At 70.8% G+C, this 16,714-nt stretch carries 14 protein-coding genes; 7 read left to right on the forward strand and 7 right to left on the reverse strand.

Features of this window, described 5'->3' with window-relative positions; all coding sequences use genetic code 11:
• The first annotated feature begins 296 nt into the window (after positions 1–296).
• Together Vqi01_RS08245 and Vqi01_RS08250 are read left to right on the forward strand one after the other, a co-directional pair.
• Entirely contained in the window at positions 297–1,073 is a 777-nt protein-coding gene (locus Vqi01_RS08245; RefSeq protein ID WP_204034017.1) for a VHL beta domain-containing protein, read from the forward strand.
• 283 nt (positions 1,074–1,356) lie between these two features.
• The gene (locus Vqi01_RS08250) at positions 1,357–1,692 is read left to right on the forward strand and encodes a hypothetical protein (protein ID WP_204034018.1); all 336 of its coding nucleotides are present in this window, start codon (positions 1,357–1,359) and stop codon (positions 1,690–1,692) included.
• 51 nt (positions 1,693–1,743) lie between these two features.
• Here the strand turns inward: Vqi01_RS08250 and Vqi01_RS31245 are convergent, their stop codons facing one another.
• Both Vqi01_RS31245 and Vqi01_RS08255 read right to left on the reverse strand, forming a co-directional pair.
• Entirely contained in the window at positions 1,744–1,878 is a 135-nt protein-coding gene (locus tag Vqi01_RS31245; RefSeq protein WP_275408744.1) for a hypothetical protein, read from the reverse strand.
• A gap of 679 nt (positions 1,879–2,557) precedes the next feature.
• Complete coding sequence (locus tag Vqi01_RS08255) at positions 2,558–2,986, reverse strand: NUDIX domain-containing protein (protein ID WP_204034019.1); 429 nt, start codon at positions 2,984–2,986, stop codon at positions 2,558–2,560.
• An 802-nt stretch (positions 2,987–3,788) separates the two neighbouring features.
• Here Vqi01_RS08255 and Vqi01_RS08260 point away from each other — a divergent pair.
• Positions 3,789–4,595, forward strand: coding sequence for an HAD family hydrolase (locus tag Vqi01_RS08260; RefSeq protein ID WP_204034020.1), 807 nt, complete (start codon positions 3,789–3,791; stop codon positions 4,593–4,595).
• A gap of 97 nt (positions 4,596–4,692) precedes the next feature.
• Here the strand turns inward: Vqi01_RS08260 and Vqi01_RS08265 are convergent, their stop codons facing one another.
• Complete coding sequence (locus Vqi01_RS08265; RefSeq protein ID WP_204034021.1) at positions 4,693–5,439, reverse strand: Fic family protein; 747 nt, start codon at positions 5,437–5,439, stop codon at positions 4,693–4,695.
• 280 nt (positions 5,440–5,719) lie between these two features.
• On the opposite strand from Vqi01_RS08265, the gene acs reads away from it, so the two are divergent.
• The 3 genes from acs (at position 5,720) to Vqi01_RS08280 (ending at position 11,407) form a co-directional block, all read left to right on the forward strand.
• Entirely contained in the window at positions 5,720–7,714 is a 1,995-nt protein-coding gene (acs, locus tag Vqi01_RS08270) for an acetate--CoA ligase (RefSeq protein ID WP_204034022.1), read from the forward strand.
• Positions 7,715–7,970: 256 nt separating this feature from the next.
• Positions 7,971–10,376, forward strand: a complete 2,406-nt coding sequence (locus Vqi01_RS08275; protein ID WP_204034131.1) for an immune inhibitor A domain-containing protein — start codon at positions 7,971–7,973, stop codon at positions 10,374–10,376.
• 98 nt (positions 10,377–10,474) lie between these two features.
• Complete coding sequence (locus Vqi01_RS08280; RefSeq protein ID WP_204034023.1) at positions 10,475–11,407, forward strand: alpha/beta fold hydrolase; 933 nt, start codon at positions 10,475–10,477, stop codon at positions 11,405–11,407.
• 10 nt (positions 11,408–11,417) lie between these two features.
• Here the strand turns inward: Vqi01_RS08280 and Vqi01_RS08285 are convergent, their stop codons facing one another.
• Together Vqi01_RS08285 and Vqi01_RS08290 are read right to left on the reverse strand one after the other, a co-directional pair.
• The gene (locus Vqi01_RS08285; RefSeq protein ID WP_204034025.1) at positions 11,418–11,783 is read right to left on the reverse strand and encodes a UCP033725 family protein; all 366 of its coding nucleotides are present in this window, start codon (positions 11,781–11,783) and stop codon (positions 11,418–11,420) included.
• Positions 11,780–14,485: an SseB family protein gene (locus Vqi01_RS08290; RefSeq protein WP_204034026.1), complete on the reverse strand. Its 2,706-nt coding sequence runs from the start codon at positions 14,483–14,485 to the stop codon at positions 11,780–11,782. Before Vqi01_RS08290 ends, Vqi01_RS08285 begins: the two co-directional genes overlap by 4 nt.
• Before the next feature lie 152 nt (positions 14,486–14,637).
• Between Vqi01_RS08290 and mycP the strand changes: the two genes are divergently transcribed.
• A complete protein-coding gene (gene mycP, locus Vqi01_RS08295; RefSeq protein WP_204034027.1) occupies positions 14,638–15,858 on the forward strand; it encodes a type VII secretion-associated serine protease mycosin in 1,221 nt (406 codons plus the stop codon).
• Between the two features lie 78 nt (positions 15,859–15,936).
• Here the strand turns inward: mycP and Vqi01_RS08300 are convergent, their stop codons facing one another.
• Together Vqi01_RS08300 and Vqi01_RS08305 are read right to left on the reverse strand one after the other, a co-directional pair.
• Positions 15,937–16,230 (reverse strand): WXG100 family type VII secretion target, encoded by a 294-nt coding sequence (locus Vqi01_RS08300; protein ID WP_204034028.1) that lies wholly within the window; start codon positions 16,228–16,230, stop codon positions 15,937–15,939.
• A gap of 25 nt (positions 16,231–16,255) precedes the next feature.
• Positions 16,256–16,576 (reverse strand): WXG100 family type VII secretion target, encoded by a 321-nt coding sequence (locus Vqi01_RS08305; RefSeq protein WP_204034029.1) that lies wholly within the window; start codon positions 16,574–16,576, stop codon positions 16,256–16,258.
• Positions 16,577–16,714: the final 138 nt, after the last annotated feature.

The following is a 16,714-nucleotide window of genomic DNA, read 5'->3' on the forward strand; positions in this document are numbered from 1 at the left end:
GATGCCTGTTGATCTGCTATGGACAAATCTCGCCCGAAGTCATCGATTTCGTCCCCGACCAGGCATAGCGCATGTGATGCGGAACACGCATAATCGACGTCCTGTGCCGTCGGCGGAACGGCATCCCTCGCCGGATCGAGGTCATGGAGCACTCACCCGAGCACGAGCAGCAGCACCAACACGGCCGCGTCGAGCCACGGCTTCGGATCGGTCCGTGGCTGTCAGACCCGCGCGCCGGCACCCCGCCCCCGTCGCGGCCAGCGCTGCCGGCACCACCGGCAAAACGGGCGCTCCCGGTGGCCCCCGTCGTGCGCGACAGCCGGTCGCAGACGCCACCCGTCGGCGTACGCCAATCCACGGTCATTCCCGTCGAGCCGGCACATCGCGGTGAGGGCCGCACGTCGCACCGGCTGATGCTGGCAGGCGTCGCCGCCGCCGTACTCAGTCTCCTGCTCACGGCGCTCTGGCCGGCGGCGCAGCCGGCGCCCGTCGCCGACGCGGACGGGCCGGCCGGCTGGCTGGGTCCGTCGCCCGTCGGCCTGTCGTCGGCCGGGCCCCTCCCCCGCCACTCGGCGTCCCCCTCCGCCGCGTCGTCGGTCGGTGGAGTGTCCGCCGTCCGGCCGGAGAGGCCCGGCCAGATCTCCGCACCAGCGCGCCTTCCCTCGCCATCGGCGGCCGCGTCCCGGACCGCCCACGCGCCCGCGCCCAGCCCGGGTAAGCCGAGCTTCCGCCCGACGACGCCGCCGAGCCGCCCGGCCAGGCCGCCCAAGGCCACGCAGCCCGCTCAGCTGCCGCAACTGTCGCCGCTGCCAGGATGGCGGGAGCGTCACCTACGCTCGGTCAGCGGCGGCGCGGAAACCAGCATCGAGTTCGTCAACCTCAGGTCACGGCCGGTCGTCCTGTACTGGCTCGACCACCACGGCCAGCGCCGGCAGTACGCGGTCATCCCACCGTCCGCGTCCCACCGCCAGCACACGTACGTCGGCCACCCCTGGGTGGTGACCGACCGTCGGGGCCGAGCCCTGGCCTGCTTCGAGCCGATCCGCACCCCGGCCCGAGCCGAGATCCGCTAGGGGCTGATACCGAGCAATCCCACCGAATGCCAGCAACGTGACAGAGCGACACAGATTGTGTCGGTGCTCAGCGAGTTCTTCGAAGCGGTGTAGGCGGGAACCCGGTGCCGTCGACGAAGGACGGTGGGGTCGTCGCCACGACCACGACCCGGCCCGCCCCGCTCGCGCCCATCACGGCCGCTGATGCTTCGGCTTGTGGAAGCGCCATCTTCACGGCTCGCCGCGTGTTCAGCGATCGGGTTTTCAGATGACCGCACCAGGTTCCCAATGCCATCCTTGGGGCATGCCGGAGTATCTGGATCACGGTGGAACGCGTTACGCAGTGCAGTTCATGTACGCCGTTCCTGACGACGCCTGGCACGTCGAGTTGAGTGAGGCTGTGCCAGCTCCTGCGTCCTGGGCGGACATCCCCACTGCCATGACCCATCTGCCCGGCCCAGCTTTCCTTCTCGCAGTGGTACCCGACGAGGATCCGGCGAGGGAACCGACGATCAGCATCTCCACCGTTGGGGAGCGCGACATCCCCTACGAGGTCATGTGCTGGTACATGAAGAAGATCACTGCGGAGGTAGATCGCCGCCGTACTGCCGTGGTCGAGACCAAGAAAGGCGACAGGTAGCGGCGACCCAGTAGCCGCCGGGCCGGTTGCGGGCGGCCAACTCGGCGTGCTTCATCCGCAGCAAAAGGCCTGCTTCTCGGCCGAGCCGAACGGATGCCGGTCGGCTTCGTCGCGTTCGGCGCGGGCGGTCCTGTCCACCCGGTCATCGGTGATGACCGGGATGCCGTCGACGGTGTCGATGAGCACCGTGACGTCGCCGAGTACCAGGTACTCCTACGAGGTGTCCTTGAGCCGCAGCATCGCCGCTGCCGCCGCTGGCGTGCCGGGGTGGTTGAGATCGCGGGTCGCTGGCCATGACCCAGTCTTCGTTCGGCAACCTCGGGTCGCCGGCTTCGGAAGCGGTTGCCACGCGCATCAGACCACGCCCTCACTGCGGTAGATCGGTGTCGGCGTCGGCCTTCGTCACGGTGCGCTTCGTCGGCCAACCACTTCCGCGACCATCCCTGTCCCTGAAATCGGCATTCTCGCCGGCGAGGCGGGTGCAGGCGGGCGCTGGTAACGCAGGGACAGCAGGGAAAACCGCTCCGAACTATCGTGCCGCCCATGCTGTTTGATGGTCTCCCGTTCGCACAGATCGTCTTCGCCCTGGTTCTATGGCTGGCTGGGCAGGCCGTCCTGTACATCGTGATCCGGACAGCTGTGCGCCACGCCCTTGAGGACGCGGATCGCCGCAGAGCATCAGAGCGACGCGGGTAAGCCACAGAGCCCAGCCCGCCGGCCGATGCCAGCCGCAGGCCGCCAGCAGGCCGTGCGCTGCCGTGTTGCGTGGCCGGAACAGAGCGGCAGCGGCGTTCAGGCCACGCGCCCTGGCGGCGGCGCGTGCGGTCCGATCCAGGCCGCGTTGAACGTGTATCGAAACTGTGACCTAGATAGAGATGCCGTGCTCGGCGTACGTGGAACCGCCGTTGCTGTGGGCGGCGATCGCGGCCCGGATTCTACGAGCGAGTCGGGGTGGGCCGTGCTGTTCCAAGTCGTCGCCGTGCACGTAGCGCCATTCGGTGATTTCCCCGTCCGTAAAGCGGATGTCGCGTTCCTGCTCGGCGTCGAGTGTGCCGCCGTCGAAGATGAAGAGGAGCTTGTCGCCTTCATTCTCGGCGGGTGCCCAGTCCACGAGCAGCATCGAGCCGACAGGGGCCGTGAGGCCGAGTTCTTCTTCAATTTCGCGCAGGCATGCGGCGCGGGGTGACTCGCCGGGTTCGACGTAGCCGCCGGGGATGTCCCAGTGGTTCTTGTAGCTGAGGGGTACGAGCAGCACGTGGCCTTCGTCGTTGCGGAAGAGAGCGCCTGCGGCCACGCGTCGGCCGCGTCATCGGGTCGCAGTTCGCGGCGCTCGTAGACCTCCTCTCTGCTACCTCTGGCCGAGGAATCGCCGCAGGATAAAAGAGACCGGCAATAGGCGAGGTCGGGGTCAATGCCCGGTAATGCTCTGTGCCTGGGGTGGTGGATGGCGCGGGATGCGGCATGTCGGGGTGCTCCGGCCGATCGGGTGGGCACGAGTTGCGGCATGCCGGTGTATCCCGTCCGGTGAAGCGGCGCGGCTTGCGGCATGTCGGGGTGTACGGGCCCGCGGAGGCCGCAAGTCGCGGCATCTCGTGCCCAGACCCGCGACTTGCGGCGTCCTGTGCGACGGTGCCGGATACAAGCGCCTCAGGCTGATCGGCCGGTCGCTGCACGGTCCGGGACGTCACCACGCCCTTCGCCGGACTCACTAACGGCGCCGACGAGATCGGAGACGGCCTGTGACTTGCGTCGGAGCGTTTCCATGGGAAAGGGACGACCCCCGTCGGGGGGAGACGGGGGTCGTCAAGGGTTCGGCTCCGGGGGGGTCGAGCCGAACCCGCTCAGCGGTCACGGGGGGTGCAACCGCCGAGGGTCTGCCGGTCGTACGAGATATGAGTGCTCGTCTTATGGACAAGTCTGCCTGAGCAGACCTGTGTACGTCGAGTGGTGTAGCCTCCACTCCCTGCGAATTCCGGTTCGGAGAGTGTGACCGCAGTCACTCTTCGCAGGCGCGCTGCGGCCGTACCGCAGGTTCGAGCGGTCTTCGGCCCCCGGGCACCCGCCGACGATAGACCATCGGGCTAGACTTTCGCGCCGTGGGCCGAAGTGCCGCTTTCTTCGATCTCGACAAGACCGTGATCGCCAAGTCGAGCGCCTTGGCGTTCGGTCGGCCGTTCTACCGGGACGGCCTCATCACCCGGCGAGACGTGGTCAAGTCGGCGTACGCGCAGCTGATGTTCCGGCTGGGCGGCACCGACGAGCAGACCATGGCCCGGACCCGGGACTACCTTGCCACGCTCTGCAAGGGGTGGCAGGTGGAGCAGGTCCGTCAGATCGTCGCGGAAACGCTGCACGAGCTGATCAACCCTTATGTGTACGCCGAGGCCGCTGCCCTGATCGAGGAGCACCAGGCTGCCGGTCGGGACGTCGTCCTGGTTTCCGCCTCGGGTGAGGAGATGGTGCGCCCGATCGGCGCACTGCTCGGCATCACCGACGTGATCGCCACCCGGATGGGTGTGCTGGACGGCCGGTACAACGGCGAGGTCGAGTTCTACGCGGCCGGCCCGCGCAAGGTCGAGGCGGTCAGCGAACTCGCCGCCGAGCGCGGTTACAACCTGGCCGACTCGTACGCCTACTCCGACTCGTACAGCGATCGGCCCTTGCTGGAGTGCGTGGGCCACCCGACGGTGGTCAACCCGGACCGGCAGCTACGCAGGTTGGCCGTCGAGAACGCCTGGCCGGTGCTGGAGTTCCGGCACCCGGTCCCGCTGGGCCGGCGGCTGCGGGAACGGCCGGCCGTTCCGGTCGCGGCGGCCGCGCTCGGCGTGGGCGTCGGGGTGGCGATCGGTATCGCCTGGTACGGCCGCCACCGTCGCATCCGCGCCAGCGCCACCCCGGCCTGAGCTTCCGCCGCCGTACTCGCCTCGCCGCAGCCGGCGCCAGGACGGTGCCAGGACGGTGCCGGCACCCACCGGCGGTCCGGGTCGCGGCGGCGGCCCGTCAGGTGGTGGCCAGCACCTCGTCACCGATGACCTTGAGCTGGTCGGCGCCCACCTCGACGGCGGCCATGTAGTGGCGCAGCCAGGACCGCAGCCCGTCCGGGGTGCCGGTGGCGAAGGCGCCGGCCGCACCGACGTACTCCGGTTCACGCTCGTGGTGGCCGACGTCGACGGCGAGCAGCCCACGCGGGTCGAACCCGCTGGAGAGCAACACCAGGCGGGCGGCGCCCCGGGCCACCACGCCGGAGGGTCCGGGGAACGGGCGTAGGTTCAGCAGTTCTCCGTGTACGACGGCGGCCAGCACCAGTGGGGTGACCTTGGTGCCGCCGGCCACCAGCCCGGCCAGGACGTCCAGCCGGGCGGCGACCACCGGATCGTCGACCGGCCGGCCCAGCTCGGCGTCGGTGACCAGGTCTCGGGCGGCGAGTACGTGCAGCTTCGCCAGTGCCTGCCGGGGGGCCTTCGGCCAGAGGTCACTCAACCCGGGCAGCGCCCCGGCGACCCGTAGGGCGCCCTGCAGCACCGGCTCGGTCACGGTGCCGGCGCGTACCGCCTCCCGCTCGTGGATCCGGCCCTCCAGGGCGGCGCTGGCCACCGCGGACCGCAGGCTGACCTCGGCGGCGACCTGGCCCCCGTGCCGGCGCAGCGCGCGGTGGCCGAGCGCCTGGTCGAAGCGGGTGCGGGCCTGCTCGACGGCGTCGGCGACGTCGGCGAGGGCGAGCAGGGGCGCGAGCGGGTCGGTCGTCACCCCGTCACGCTAGCGACCTCGCGCCCTCGCCGGGCCACGGGTCACCGACGACGCGGCGCGCGCCACCGGCCTGCGGCACGTCGGCAGCCGGCTTGCGGTGTTAATAAGGGGCCCTTCCTCTACCGGAGGCGTTAAAAAGGGGCCCTTCCTTGCACCTCGGCGCGTGGGAGTGGCCGTTGGGCGACGGGGGCGGGTGGGTGCGGTCGCTTCGGTCGTTCGCCCCGGCTAACCTGCCCCGAAGAGACGCAGGCCACCCCCCTTAGCGACGAGGAGTAACGGCATGAGTGAGGCATTGGCCAACTTGCTGAACGAGACGCGCCAGTTCCCGCCGCCGGCCGAACTCGCCGCTGACGCCAACGTCACCGCCGACGCGTACGCCGAGGCCGAGGCCGACCGGCTGGCCTTCTGGGAGCGCCAAGCCGGGCGGCTGATCTGGGCGAAGCAGTGGGACCAGGTGTTGGACTGGTCGAATCCGCCGTTCGCGAAGTGGTTCGTCGGCGGGCAACTGAACGTGGCGTACAACTGTCTCGACCGGCACGTCGAGGCCGGCCGGGGCGACAAGGTGGCGATCCACTGGGAGGGCGAGCCCGGTGACACCCGCACCGTGACGTACGCCGAGCTGCACCGGCTGACCTGCCAGGCGGCGAACGCCCTCACCGAACTCGGCGTGGTCGCCGGTGACCGGGTGGCGATCTATCTGCCGATGGTCCCGGAGGCGGCGGTCGCGATGCTGGCCTGCGCCCGGATCGGCGCGACGCACAGCGTGGTGTTCGGTGGGTTCTCCGTCGAGTCGCTGACCAACCGGATCCAGGACGCCTCGGCCAAGGTGGTGATCACCGCCGACGGTGGCTACCGGCGGGGCAAGCCGTCCGCGCTGAAGCCGACCGTGGACGAGGCGGTGGCGAACTGCCCGTCAGTCGAGCACGTTCTGGTGGTCCGGCGCACCGGCGAGGAGGTCGCCTGGTCGGCGAAGGACCGCTGGTGGCACGAGACGGTGGAGACGGCGTCTGCCGAGCACACCGCGGCGGCGTTCGACGCCGAGCACCCGCTGTTCATCCTCTACACCAGCGGCACCACCGCCCGCCCGAAGGGCATCCTGCACACCACCGGCGGCTATCTGACGCAGGTGGCGTACACCACGCACGCGGTCTTCGACCTGAAGCCGGAGACCGATGTCTACTGGTGCACCGCCGACATCGGCTGGGTCACCGGCCACTCGTACATTGTGTACGGTCCGCTCGCCAACGGCGCCACCCAGGTCATGTACGAGGGCACCCCGGACACCCCGCACAAGGGCCGGCTCTGGGAACTCGTCGACAAGTACGGGGTCACCATCCTCTACACGGCGCCCACCCTGATCCGGACGATGATGAAGTGGGGCGAGGAGATCCCCGCCGGGTACGAGTTGTCCTCGCTGCGGCTGTTGGGCAGCGTCGGCGAACCGATCAACCCCGAGGCGTGGATGTGGTACAGGCAGCACATCGGCCGCGGCGAACTGCCCGTGGTGGACACCTGGTGGCAGACCGAGACCGGCGCGATCATGATCTCGCCGCTGCCGGGTGTCACGGCCGCCAAGCCGGGCTCGGCGATGGCCCCGCTGCCCGGCATCGACGCCGACGTGGTCGACGACCAGGGCCAGTCGGTGCCCAACGGCGGCGGTGGCTATCTGGTGCTGCGTGAGCCGTGGCCGTCGATGCTGCGCACCGTCTGGGGTGACGACAACCGCTTCATCGAGACGTACTGGTCGCGCTTTGGCGCGGGCGCGGGTGGCGCCACCGGCGCGGAGTGGGTCTACTTCGCCGGAGACGGCGCGAAGAAGGACGACGACGGGCACATCTGGCTGCTCGGCCGGGTCGACGACGTGATGCTGGTGTCGGGGCACAACATCTCCACCACTGAGGTGGAGTCGGCGCTGGTGTCGCACCCGTCGGTGGCCGAGGCGGCGGTGGTCGGCGCCACGGACCCGACCACCGGCCAGGCGATCGTCGCCTTCGCCATTCCCCGCGGCACCGCGGAGACCGCCGGGGAGACGGGCGAGCAGCTCATCGCCGACCTGCGGGCCCACGTGGCGAAGACGCTCGGGCCGATCGCCAAGCCCCGGCAGATCATGCTGGTGCCGGAGTTGCCGAAGACCCGATCCGGCAAGATCATGCGCCGCCTGCTGCGGGACGTGGCGGAGAACCGCTCGCTGGGCGACGTGACCACGTTGCAGGACTCGTCCGTGATGGAGCTGATCGCGTCCGGCATGAGCGGCGGCAAGTCCGACGAGGACTGACGGCAGGCGTACCACCGGGACGGGTGGCGGTCCGAAGGGACCGCCACCCGTCGTCGTCTCGGCGGGCGCCGCCACCAAGGCGAACCCCCATCAAGCCACCAAGAAACCCCCATCAAATCGACGCAGCCCTCTTCCCAGCGGCCCCAGTAGTGCATAAGTTCACCAGTGGCCCCATTTGTGGAGGCCATTCCACCGGCCCACAACCCCCGATGGGTCGGTTCCCTCGATCCGGAGGTACCACGTGCGGAAAGTCGCAGTGGGTCTGCTCGGGCTCTCGTTGACGGCGACTGGACTGACGGTCGGCGCATCTGCCGCCGCCGCGCCGGTGGCAGAGTCGCCGGCAGCCGCCCCGTCGGTCGCCGAGCCCGCCCACGCCGAACACGATCTGCCGAATCCGCTGGAGGAGAAGCGCCGCGCCCTGCGTCAGGAGGGTCTGAGCGAGGTGCTCTCGGGCCGCGCCACGCCGGAACGGATCAACGGCAGCACCGTGGTCAGGGTCGGCGACCGGGCCATCCGTGGCGGCAAGGCCGGTCGCAACGCCAGGACCACCAAACACGGCAAGGGCCCCGCCGAGAAGCAGTACGTCGAACTGTCCCGGGAGAAGACCGACCAGATCTTCGTGATCCTCGCCGAGTTCGGCGACGAACGGCACCCGAACTTCCCCGACCAGGACACCGACCCGGAGGTGCCCGGCCCGGCGCGGTTCGACGGGCCGCTGCACAACGAGATCCCGAAGCCGGACCGGCGGGTGGACAACTCCACCGTCTGGCAGCCGGACTACGACGCCGACCACTACCGGAAGCTCTACTTCGGCACCGGGCCCGGCGTCGAGTCGGTGAAGCAGTACTTCGAGGCCCAGTCCTCCGGCCGCTACAGCGTCGACGGTGTGGTCACCGACTGGGTGAAGGTCAACTACAACCAGGCCCGGTACGGCCGCTCCAGCGGCTACCCGTGTGCGGAGATCATCTGCTCCAACGTCTGGGCGCTGGTGCGTGACGCGGCCAACCAGTGGGTCGCCGACCAGAAGGCGGCCGGCCGGAGCGACGCGGAGATCGCCGCCGACGTACGGGCGATGGACAAATGGGACCGGTACGACCACGACGGTGACGGCGACTTCAACGAGCCGGACGGCTACATCGACCACTTCCAGATCGTGCATGCCGGCGGCGACATGGCCGACGTTGACCCGATCTACGGCGAGGACGCCATCTGGAGCCACCGCTGGTACGCGTACGCCTCCGACCAGGGTCGCACCGGCCCGCCGAACTTCCCGGCCGGCGGCACCCAGATCGGCAACACCGGTGTCTGGATCGGTGACTACACGATCCAGCCGGAGAACGGCGGCCGCAGCGTCTTCTACCACGAGTACGCCCACGACCTCGGCCTGCCAGACGACTACAACGTCATCAACGGCGGCGACAACAACAACGAGCACTGGACCCTGATGGCCCAGAGCCGCCTCGGCGCCAAGAACGACGGCGGTATCGGCGAGCGCGGCGGCGACCTCGGCGCCTGGAACAAGCTCCAGCTCGGCTGGCTCGACTACGAGGTGATCAAGGCCGGGCAGAAGCGCACCCTGGTCCTCGGCCCGCAGGAGTACCACACCGACGAGGCCCAGGCCGCCGTGGTGGTGCTGCCCGAGCGGGAGTACACCTTCGACAATGGCACGCCGTTCGAGGGCACCAAACAGTTCTTCTCCGGCAACGCCGACGACCTGAACAGCACCCTGACCCGTACGCTGGACCTGACCGGGAAGTCGTCGGCGGCAGTGTCGCTGAAGGGCCGTTACAACATCGAGGCGGAGTACGACTACCTCTTCTTCGAGACCTCGACCGACGGTGGGCGGACCTGGACCCCGCAGCCCGGCACGGTCGACGGCGAGCCGTTGAAGGAGATTTCCCCCGGCCGCTTCGCCCTGTACGGCAGCTCGGACGACGAGTGGGTGGACATCCAGATCCCGCTGGACGCGATGGTCGGCGATGTCGTCGGGTTCCGGCTGCGCTACCAGACCGACGGTGCGGTCTCCGAGGGCGGGTTCTTCGGTGACGCGGCCACGCTGACCGCCGACGGCGAGACGGTCTTCACCGACGGTGCCGAGGACGGCGGGGCGGGCTGGACGCTGGCCGGTGGCTTCGAGGTGGTCGAGGAGACCTACACGCGCAGCTTCGCGAACTACTACATCGCGGGCACCCGGCAGTACATCTCGTACGACAAGTACCTCAAGACCGGCCCGTACTTCTTCGGGTACGCCAACACCAAGCCCGACCTGGTGGACCACTACCCGTACCAGGAGGGTCTGCTGATCTCCTACTGGAACACCCGGTGGGCGGACAACGACACGTTCGCACACCCGGGCGAGGGCCGAAACCTGATCATCGACTCCCGCCCCCGGCCGATCTACAACCTGACCGGGCAGCCCTGGCGGGCCCGGATCCAGGTCTACGACGCGCCGTTCAGCCTGAAGAAGGCGGACTCGTTCACGCTGCACCTGAACAGCCAGCCGCAGCACATCCGCGGGCAGGCCGCGCAGCCGCTGTTCGACGACACGAAGCAGTACTGGTTCCCGGAGCTGCCGAACCACGGCGTCAAGCTTCCGGCCACCGGCACCAGGATCAGGGTGCTCGAGCAGAAGGGCATCCACACCAAGGTCCGGTTCTCCTGAGCCGCTGAGCCGACCGAACGATGCCCCGGGCAGGTCACCTGCCCGGGGCATCGCCCGCCTAGCCGGGCGAGCGGCGCCCGGGTCATAGGCTGTCGGTCATGACCGAGCAGCGTGGCGATGCCGTCGACGAGTCCTGCGTCCTCACCGAAGGGCCGTGGACGCACCGGTTCGTCGGTGCCAACGGCAGCCGGTTCCACGTCGTCGAGGCCGGCACCGGGCCGATGGTGCTTTTCCTGCACGGTTTTCCCGAGCACTGGTGGGCCTGGCACCAGATGCTCCCGGCGCTCGCCGACGCCGGCTTCCGCGCCGTCGCCGTCGACCTGCGGGGCTACGGGGCCAGCGACAAACCACCGCGGGGGTACGACGGCTACACCCTCGCCGCCGACGTGGCCGGCATGATCCGGGCCCTGGGCGAACGCTCGGCCACCGTGGTCGGCACCGGTGCCGGCGGGATGATCGGCTGGACCGTGGCGACGTTCCACCCCAGGCTGGTCCGCCGGCTGATGGTGCTCGGTGCCCCGCACCCGCTGCGGCTACGCGCGGCGATCTTCGCCGATCCGCGTGGGCAGTTCGCCGCCTCCACGCCCGCGCTGAAGTTCCAGCTGCCCCGCTACGAGCACGTCCTCACCCGCAACGAGGGCCGGGCGGTGGAGGAGATCCTGCGACGTTGGGGTGGCCCTCGGTGGGTCGCCGGCCCGGATTTCGCCGGGTACGCGCGGCGCTACCGGGAGGCCATGCGCATCCCGCAGGCCGCGTTCTGTGCGCTGGAGGGCTACCGGTGGGCGTTCCGGTCGGTGCTGCGGCTGCAGGGCTACCGGTTCGTCAAGTTGATGCAGCGACCGCTGGTCACCCCCACCCTGCAACTGCACGGCGCGCTGGACGAGGCCTCGTTGCCGCGTACCGCCCAGGGCTCGGGCCGCTACGTCAGCGCGCAGTACGAGTGGCGGCTGCTCGACCAGATCGGGCACTTCCCGCACCTGGAGGCGCCGGAACTGGTGCTGGGCGAGGTGCTGCGCTGGGCGAAATCCTGACGGCGAAGATTCAGACCCGTTGTTCGCGCAGGTCGGTGACCTCCGTGGCGGGTGCCCATCCCTGATAGACACCGAAGTCGAAGGCCTCCAGGCGCATCGCCTGCGCCACCGGCCAGCGTCCACCGGTGTACTCGACCCGCAGCCAGCCCTCGTGTTCCCCGAGCACGATGAACGGCTGGCCTTTCCAGGTGCAGGTCGTCCGCACGTACGCCAGTTCCTCGATCTCGGCGGCCGGTACGACCCGGACGTGCCGGCCGGGCCGTACCTCGGTGAAGCCGTCGCCCGGCTCCGGCCGGTAGAGCCGGACCTCGCCGCCGTCGGGGCTGGCATGGTACTCCCGCCCCCGCCAGCGGGCCACGTAGCCGTCCCGGATCACTGCTCACCGACCCGTCGCCAGGAAACCGTGTCGGCGTCGAGGACCGCGACCAGGCGTTCCGTCCCGTCCGCACCGAGGCGCAGCAACTGTGCGCCGTGCGGGAGCCGGACACTGTCCACCTTGAACTCGGCCAGTACGTCGCTGCTCTCACCGGGCGCGAAGCCGTTGCCCCGAAACGGCGGACGCTCGATGACCCAGCCCTCCATGGCCCGCATGGCGGCCTCGTTCTGCCCGCCGTACGGGATCCGGTAGAGGCTGGGACGGTACGCGGGCCACCGCAGCACGTAGATCTCGTCGGCGTCCGGAGTGAACGGCGACTCCGGATGGTGCAGACCGAGCGCGCGGTACAACTGGGCAGGGGTGGTGAGGTGGGCCAGCTCGGTCGCCCGGTGCACGAAACCGGAGACCCGGTCGTAGCCCCGTTCCAGGTAGTAGCCGAGTTGGCTCGGCGCGACCGCCTTCTGCATGACGATCGGCCGGGCGGGGTCGGCCACCGGTGCGGGCTTCTTCTCTTGGCCGCCCGATGGCGCTGGTGGGTCGGCGCTCGGCTCGGGCTCGCTCTCCGGGTCGTCGCCCAGGCCCAACTCGGTCGCCCAGTTGGACAGCCCGACGATCTGCTCACCGGGTAGCTTCGCCCCGACCGGGGTACCGGGGTTGACGGCGAACGACCACGACGGGTCGGGCCAACGGCTGATCATCTGGACGAAGCGGACCTGGATCGTGTCGGCGGCCGGGTCGGTGTGGTCGGCGAAGCGCTGTGGCGAGGTGTAGCCCAGCACGAACGTCTGGCCGTCCAGTTCCACGGCCGGCCAGACGAAACCCGGGTCGCCGGGTCGGCTGCCCGGTGCGGAGTCGGCGGCCACCGGCATCAGGACCCGAGCCAGCAGCAGCGTGGACAGGAAGGTGTCGGTGTTTCCGGCGTTCGCCGCGCTGAGCAGTTCCTTCTCCACCTCGTTGGCGGGCTGGAAATCGGCCACGACGGCCGCCGGCACCTCCTGGGCCGGCGCGGTGGGCTCCGCCGGCACGCCGACGGGCGGCTCGGGTGCGATCGGCACCGCGGGCTCCGCCGACACCCCGACGGGCGACTCGGGTGCGATCGGCACGGTGGGCTCCGCCGACACCCCGACGGGCGACGGCAAAATCGGCACCGTGGGCTCCGGCTCGATCGTCGGCGTCGGAACGGTCCGTTCGGCATCGGCTCCGACGTTGCTGTCCAGCGGCACGTCGGCCTCGGGCCGTCCCGTCCGGGTTTCCCCAACGGCCGGGTGCGGGTGGTCCTCGAAGGCCGGTGCCGCGGTCAGGTCCCGGGCCTCGATGATGGTGCCCTCGATGACGATCGGCTTGAAATCACGCCGTGGCGCGGGCGGGCCGGAGACCGGCTCCGCGATCGACGGCGGTTCCTCCGTGGGCTCCGTTGTTCGGCGACGGGGCAGCGCCTGGGTCGCCTCCGCGCCGGTGGGGTTCGCACCCGGCGAGGCCGTCCGGCTGACCTCGGGAGCCAGCCCCAGCGGGCGGGTCGGCTCCGACGTGGAACCGGCCTGCGACGCCAGTAGCTGGGTGACCTCCCCGCCCGGCTCCGGCCGAGCCGCGCCGCCGGACCGGGCGTCGTCGGTGAAGACGAAGGCTCGCGGCTCACCTCCGCCGGGCGGCCCCGCGGCCGGCCCTCGCCGTGGGAATGGCTGCCCGCTGCGCCCAAGCCGGGGCGGCGGGGTGGCCCGATCGGCCAGCCGGTCGCTGCGGGAAGCGGGCCTTGCGGCCGCCGGTTCGAAGAACGACCGCCGGCCCGCCTGGTCGACGCCGGGCTCAGCGGGCCCCCCGTTGGCCGGTGCCCCGGATCGTTCGGGCGCCGCCGGCCATCCCCGCCCCGGCAAACCAACCCCTTCGGCGGGGGGCATCGGCCGGCGCGGAGGCAGAACGCCTCGGCCATCCGGCCCCACGCCGCCGACGGGCACACCCACGCCGGCAGGCCGAGTCGGCCCCGTAGCACCCGGCCGGTCACCGCCCGGCGGAGCCAACCGGTCCCCGCCGGCCGGCCGTGGACCCTCCGGAGCAATCCGGCCGGCATCCGGTTGCCCCGGTGCCCGGCCGGCGGGGCGCGGACGGTGCGGCTCGGCGACCGTGCTCGGTGTCGACGGAGGCACCTCGGGAAGGTGGAAGGCCGCGGGAACCACCGGCGGCGGCGCAGGGCTCGGGCCCACATCGGCCGGCCGCTGGTCCGGGGCCCGCTGGGCTGTTGGTCCGGCCGTGGCGGCGGCACGCGCTCGGTTCAGCGCCTCGACGCGTTCCAGTCGGGCTCGGGTGCCCACCGTCCGGCCGGGCAGGCGTACGTCACCGCGGGACAACTGGGTGACGTACCAGGCCGGCAGGTAGCCCTCGACGGGCAGGCCGGGATTGACCGCCAGCCACCATTCGTGATTCGGCCAGTTCGCGGCCAGCTCCGGGTAGCCGATGCGCCGGCTGGGCCCGGCGTGCTCACCGAGGCAGGCCCGCATCGCCTCGACCGAGGTGAAGGCCAGCACGTGGGTGCGGCCACCGGTGGTCCAGGTGCCCCAACCCGCTGGCGCGTGACCCGGCGCCTCAGCCGCAAGTGGCAACAGCAGCTCGACGCGGGACAAGATACGGAAGTAGAGCTGCTGATCGTTGTTGCGCAGCGCGTCCCGCATCGCCACCTCGGCCTCGGTGGCCGGCTCCCAGTCGGTCACGGCCACCCCTCCTCCCGGGCACCGGCCATTAGTGCCGGTTACAACCTACAAGGTGACCCCAAGATCACAATGTCACCCCGGCGGCGGGGCGCCAGGTGAAGTTCAAGGAGATAACATCCCGTTCCGATGTCGCCACGATACGGAGGCGGTCGATGTCCCGGTGCAGCCCCCGCCTGATCCTCGCGGGTCTGGCCGTCGGTCTGCTGGCCGGCCCGACGACCGGCATACCAGACGCCAGAGCCGAGCTGGTCGGGTCGCGCGCCGCGCCGCACTGCACGTCGTCACCACCAGCCCCGGTCCGCCCGGTCTCCGCCGTCCCGTGGCCCCAACAGCGGTACGCCCCGGAGAGGTTGACGCCGCTGGCGACCGGGTCAGGAGTAACCGTGGCGGTGATCGATTCGGGCGTGGACCGGCGACACCCCCAACTCGCCGGGCGCGTGCTGGCCGGTATCGATCTGCTCGACCCGGGCGGCGACGGGACCCTGGACTGCGTCGGCCACGGCACCGGGGTGGCGAGCGTCATCGCCGCCGCGCCGCAGGACGGGATCACCTTCCGTGGGCTGGCCCCGGACGCTCGGATCCTGCCGGTACGCGTCAGTGAGCAGCAGGTCGTGGACGGCCGGGGCGCGGGCCGTACGGTCGGACCGGACGACTTCGCCCGGGCGATCCGCTGGGCGGTCGACAACGACGCCGACGTGCTCAACCTCTCCGTCGTGCTGTACGCCGACCATCCAGCGGTGCGAGCAGCGGTCGCCGACGCGGTCGCGCGGGACGTGGTGGTGGTCGCCGCCGTCGGTAACCTGCACGGCAGCGGTGACCCGCGTCCCTACCCGGCCGCGTACGAGGGGGTGCTCGGGGTCGGCGCGATGGGTGCGGACGGGGTTCGGGCCGACTTCTCCCAGGCCGGTTCCTATCTCGACCTGGTCGCCCCGGGCACGGACGTGCTGATCGCGGCCCCCGGCAGGGGCCATCACCGAGCCGAGGGGACCAGCTATGCCGTGCCCTTCGTGGCCGCTACCGCGGCGCTGCTGCGCCAGTATCGTCCCGAGCTGACCGCCGCGGAGGTGGCCACCCGGATCGTCGCCACCACCGATCCGGCTCCGGACGACGGGTACGGCACGGGCGTGCTCAACCCGTACCGGGCGATCACCGAGGCCGGCGGCGTCCCGGGCCCCGCTGAACCGGCCGCCACGCTCGCCGATGACCGGGTCGATCCGGCTCGGCTCGCACAGCAGGCCCGGCGTGCCGACGCCCGGCAGCGCGCGGTGCGGCTGGCCGGCACGGGCGTGCTGGTGGTGGCCGCCATCGTGCTGGCGGCCGTGATCGTGCCCGCCGGCACTCGCCGGCGCTGGCGCCCCGCCGACCCGCGCTGAGCATGCCGGCCGGATCGGGTCCCGACCGGCGCTCGATCGATGGTGGACTGACGCCGGCCGAAGGCGGCCGGCGGTAGCTCACTGGAATAGCCCGACGTTCTTCTTCTCGGTGTCGAGGTAGTCGGCCGCGGACTCGTCCACCGCCACCTTGATGTCGCGCAGCATCGCCTGGAGGTCCTGCGAGGCGTTGCGCCACCGGGACTGCCGCTGCTCGTACGCCTGCTGCGCCTCGCCGGACCAGGTGGCCACCAGCGGGGCGGCGTCGCGCTCCAACTGGCCGAGCTGCGACTCGAGCGTGTTCGACGCCCGCTGGATGTCCGCGCTGGCCTGCTGCAACGCGGCGAAGTTGACGACCAGCACACCGTGCTCCATCGAATGTCTCCCCCTCAGTCGTGGTCTAGAGCGGCAGCTGGATGCCGCCGCGGTTGGTGGCGGACACCCGGCTGGCCGCCTCGGCGTCCGACGCGTCGTAGTGGACGCCGGCGGTCCGGATCGCGCCCGCGGTCTCCCGCAGCGCCTGCTGCAGGCTCGCCTGATCCTGCGCCCACTGCTGCTTGACCTGCTCGAACGACCGGCCGCCCGCCCCGCGCCAGGCCTGCTGGAGGACTTCCAGCTGGGCCATCAATCCGCTGAGCATGGACTGCAACGACTGGTCCACCTGCTCGAACTTCACCGCGGTCTGCTGCATCACCGCGGCCTCTGTCTGGGTCTGGGACACCCCGACGTCACCTCGTCTCCTCGGTCGTGGCTGGCCCTGCGGTGGGGGTGCACCACCCACGTCGCCGGAGGACGAGCGCGGCGTGGGACGGGCCAACGAGAACTCGTCGCTGACGGTAGCGGCGTTGTCGCGTTTCTG

The organism is Micromonospora qiuiae, from assembly GCF_016863555.1.
GTDB lineage: Bacteria > Actinomycetota > Actinomycetes > Mycobacteriales > Micromonosporaceae > Micromonospora > Micromonospora qiuiae.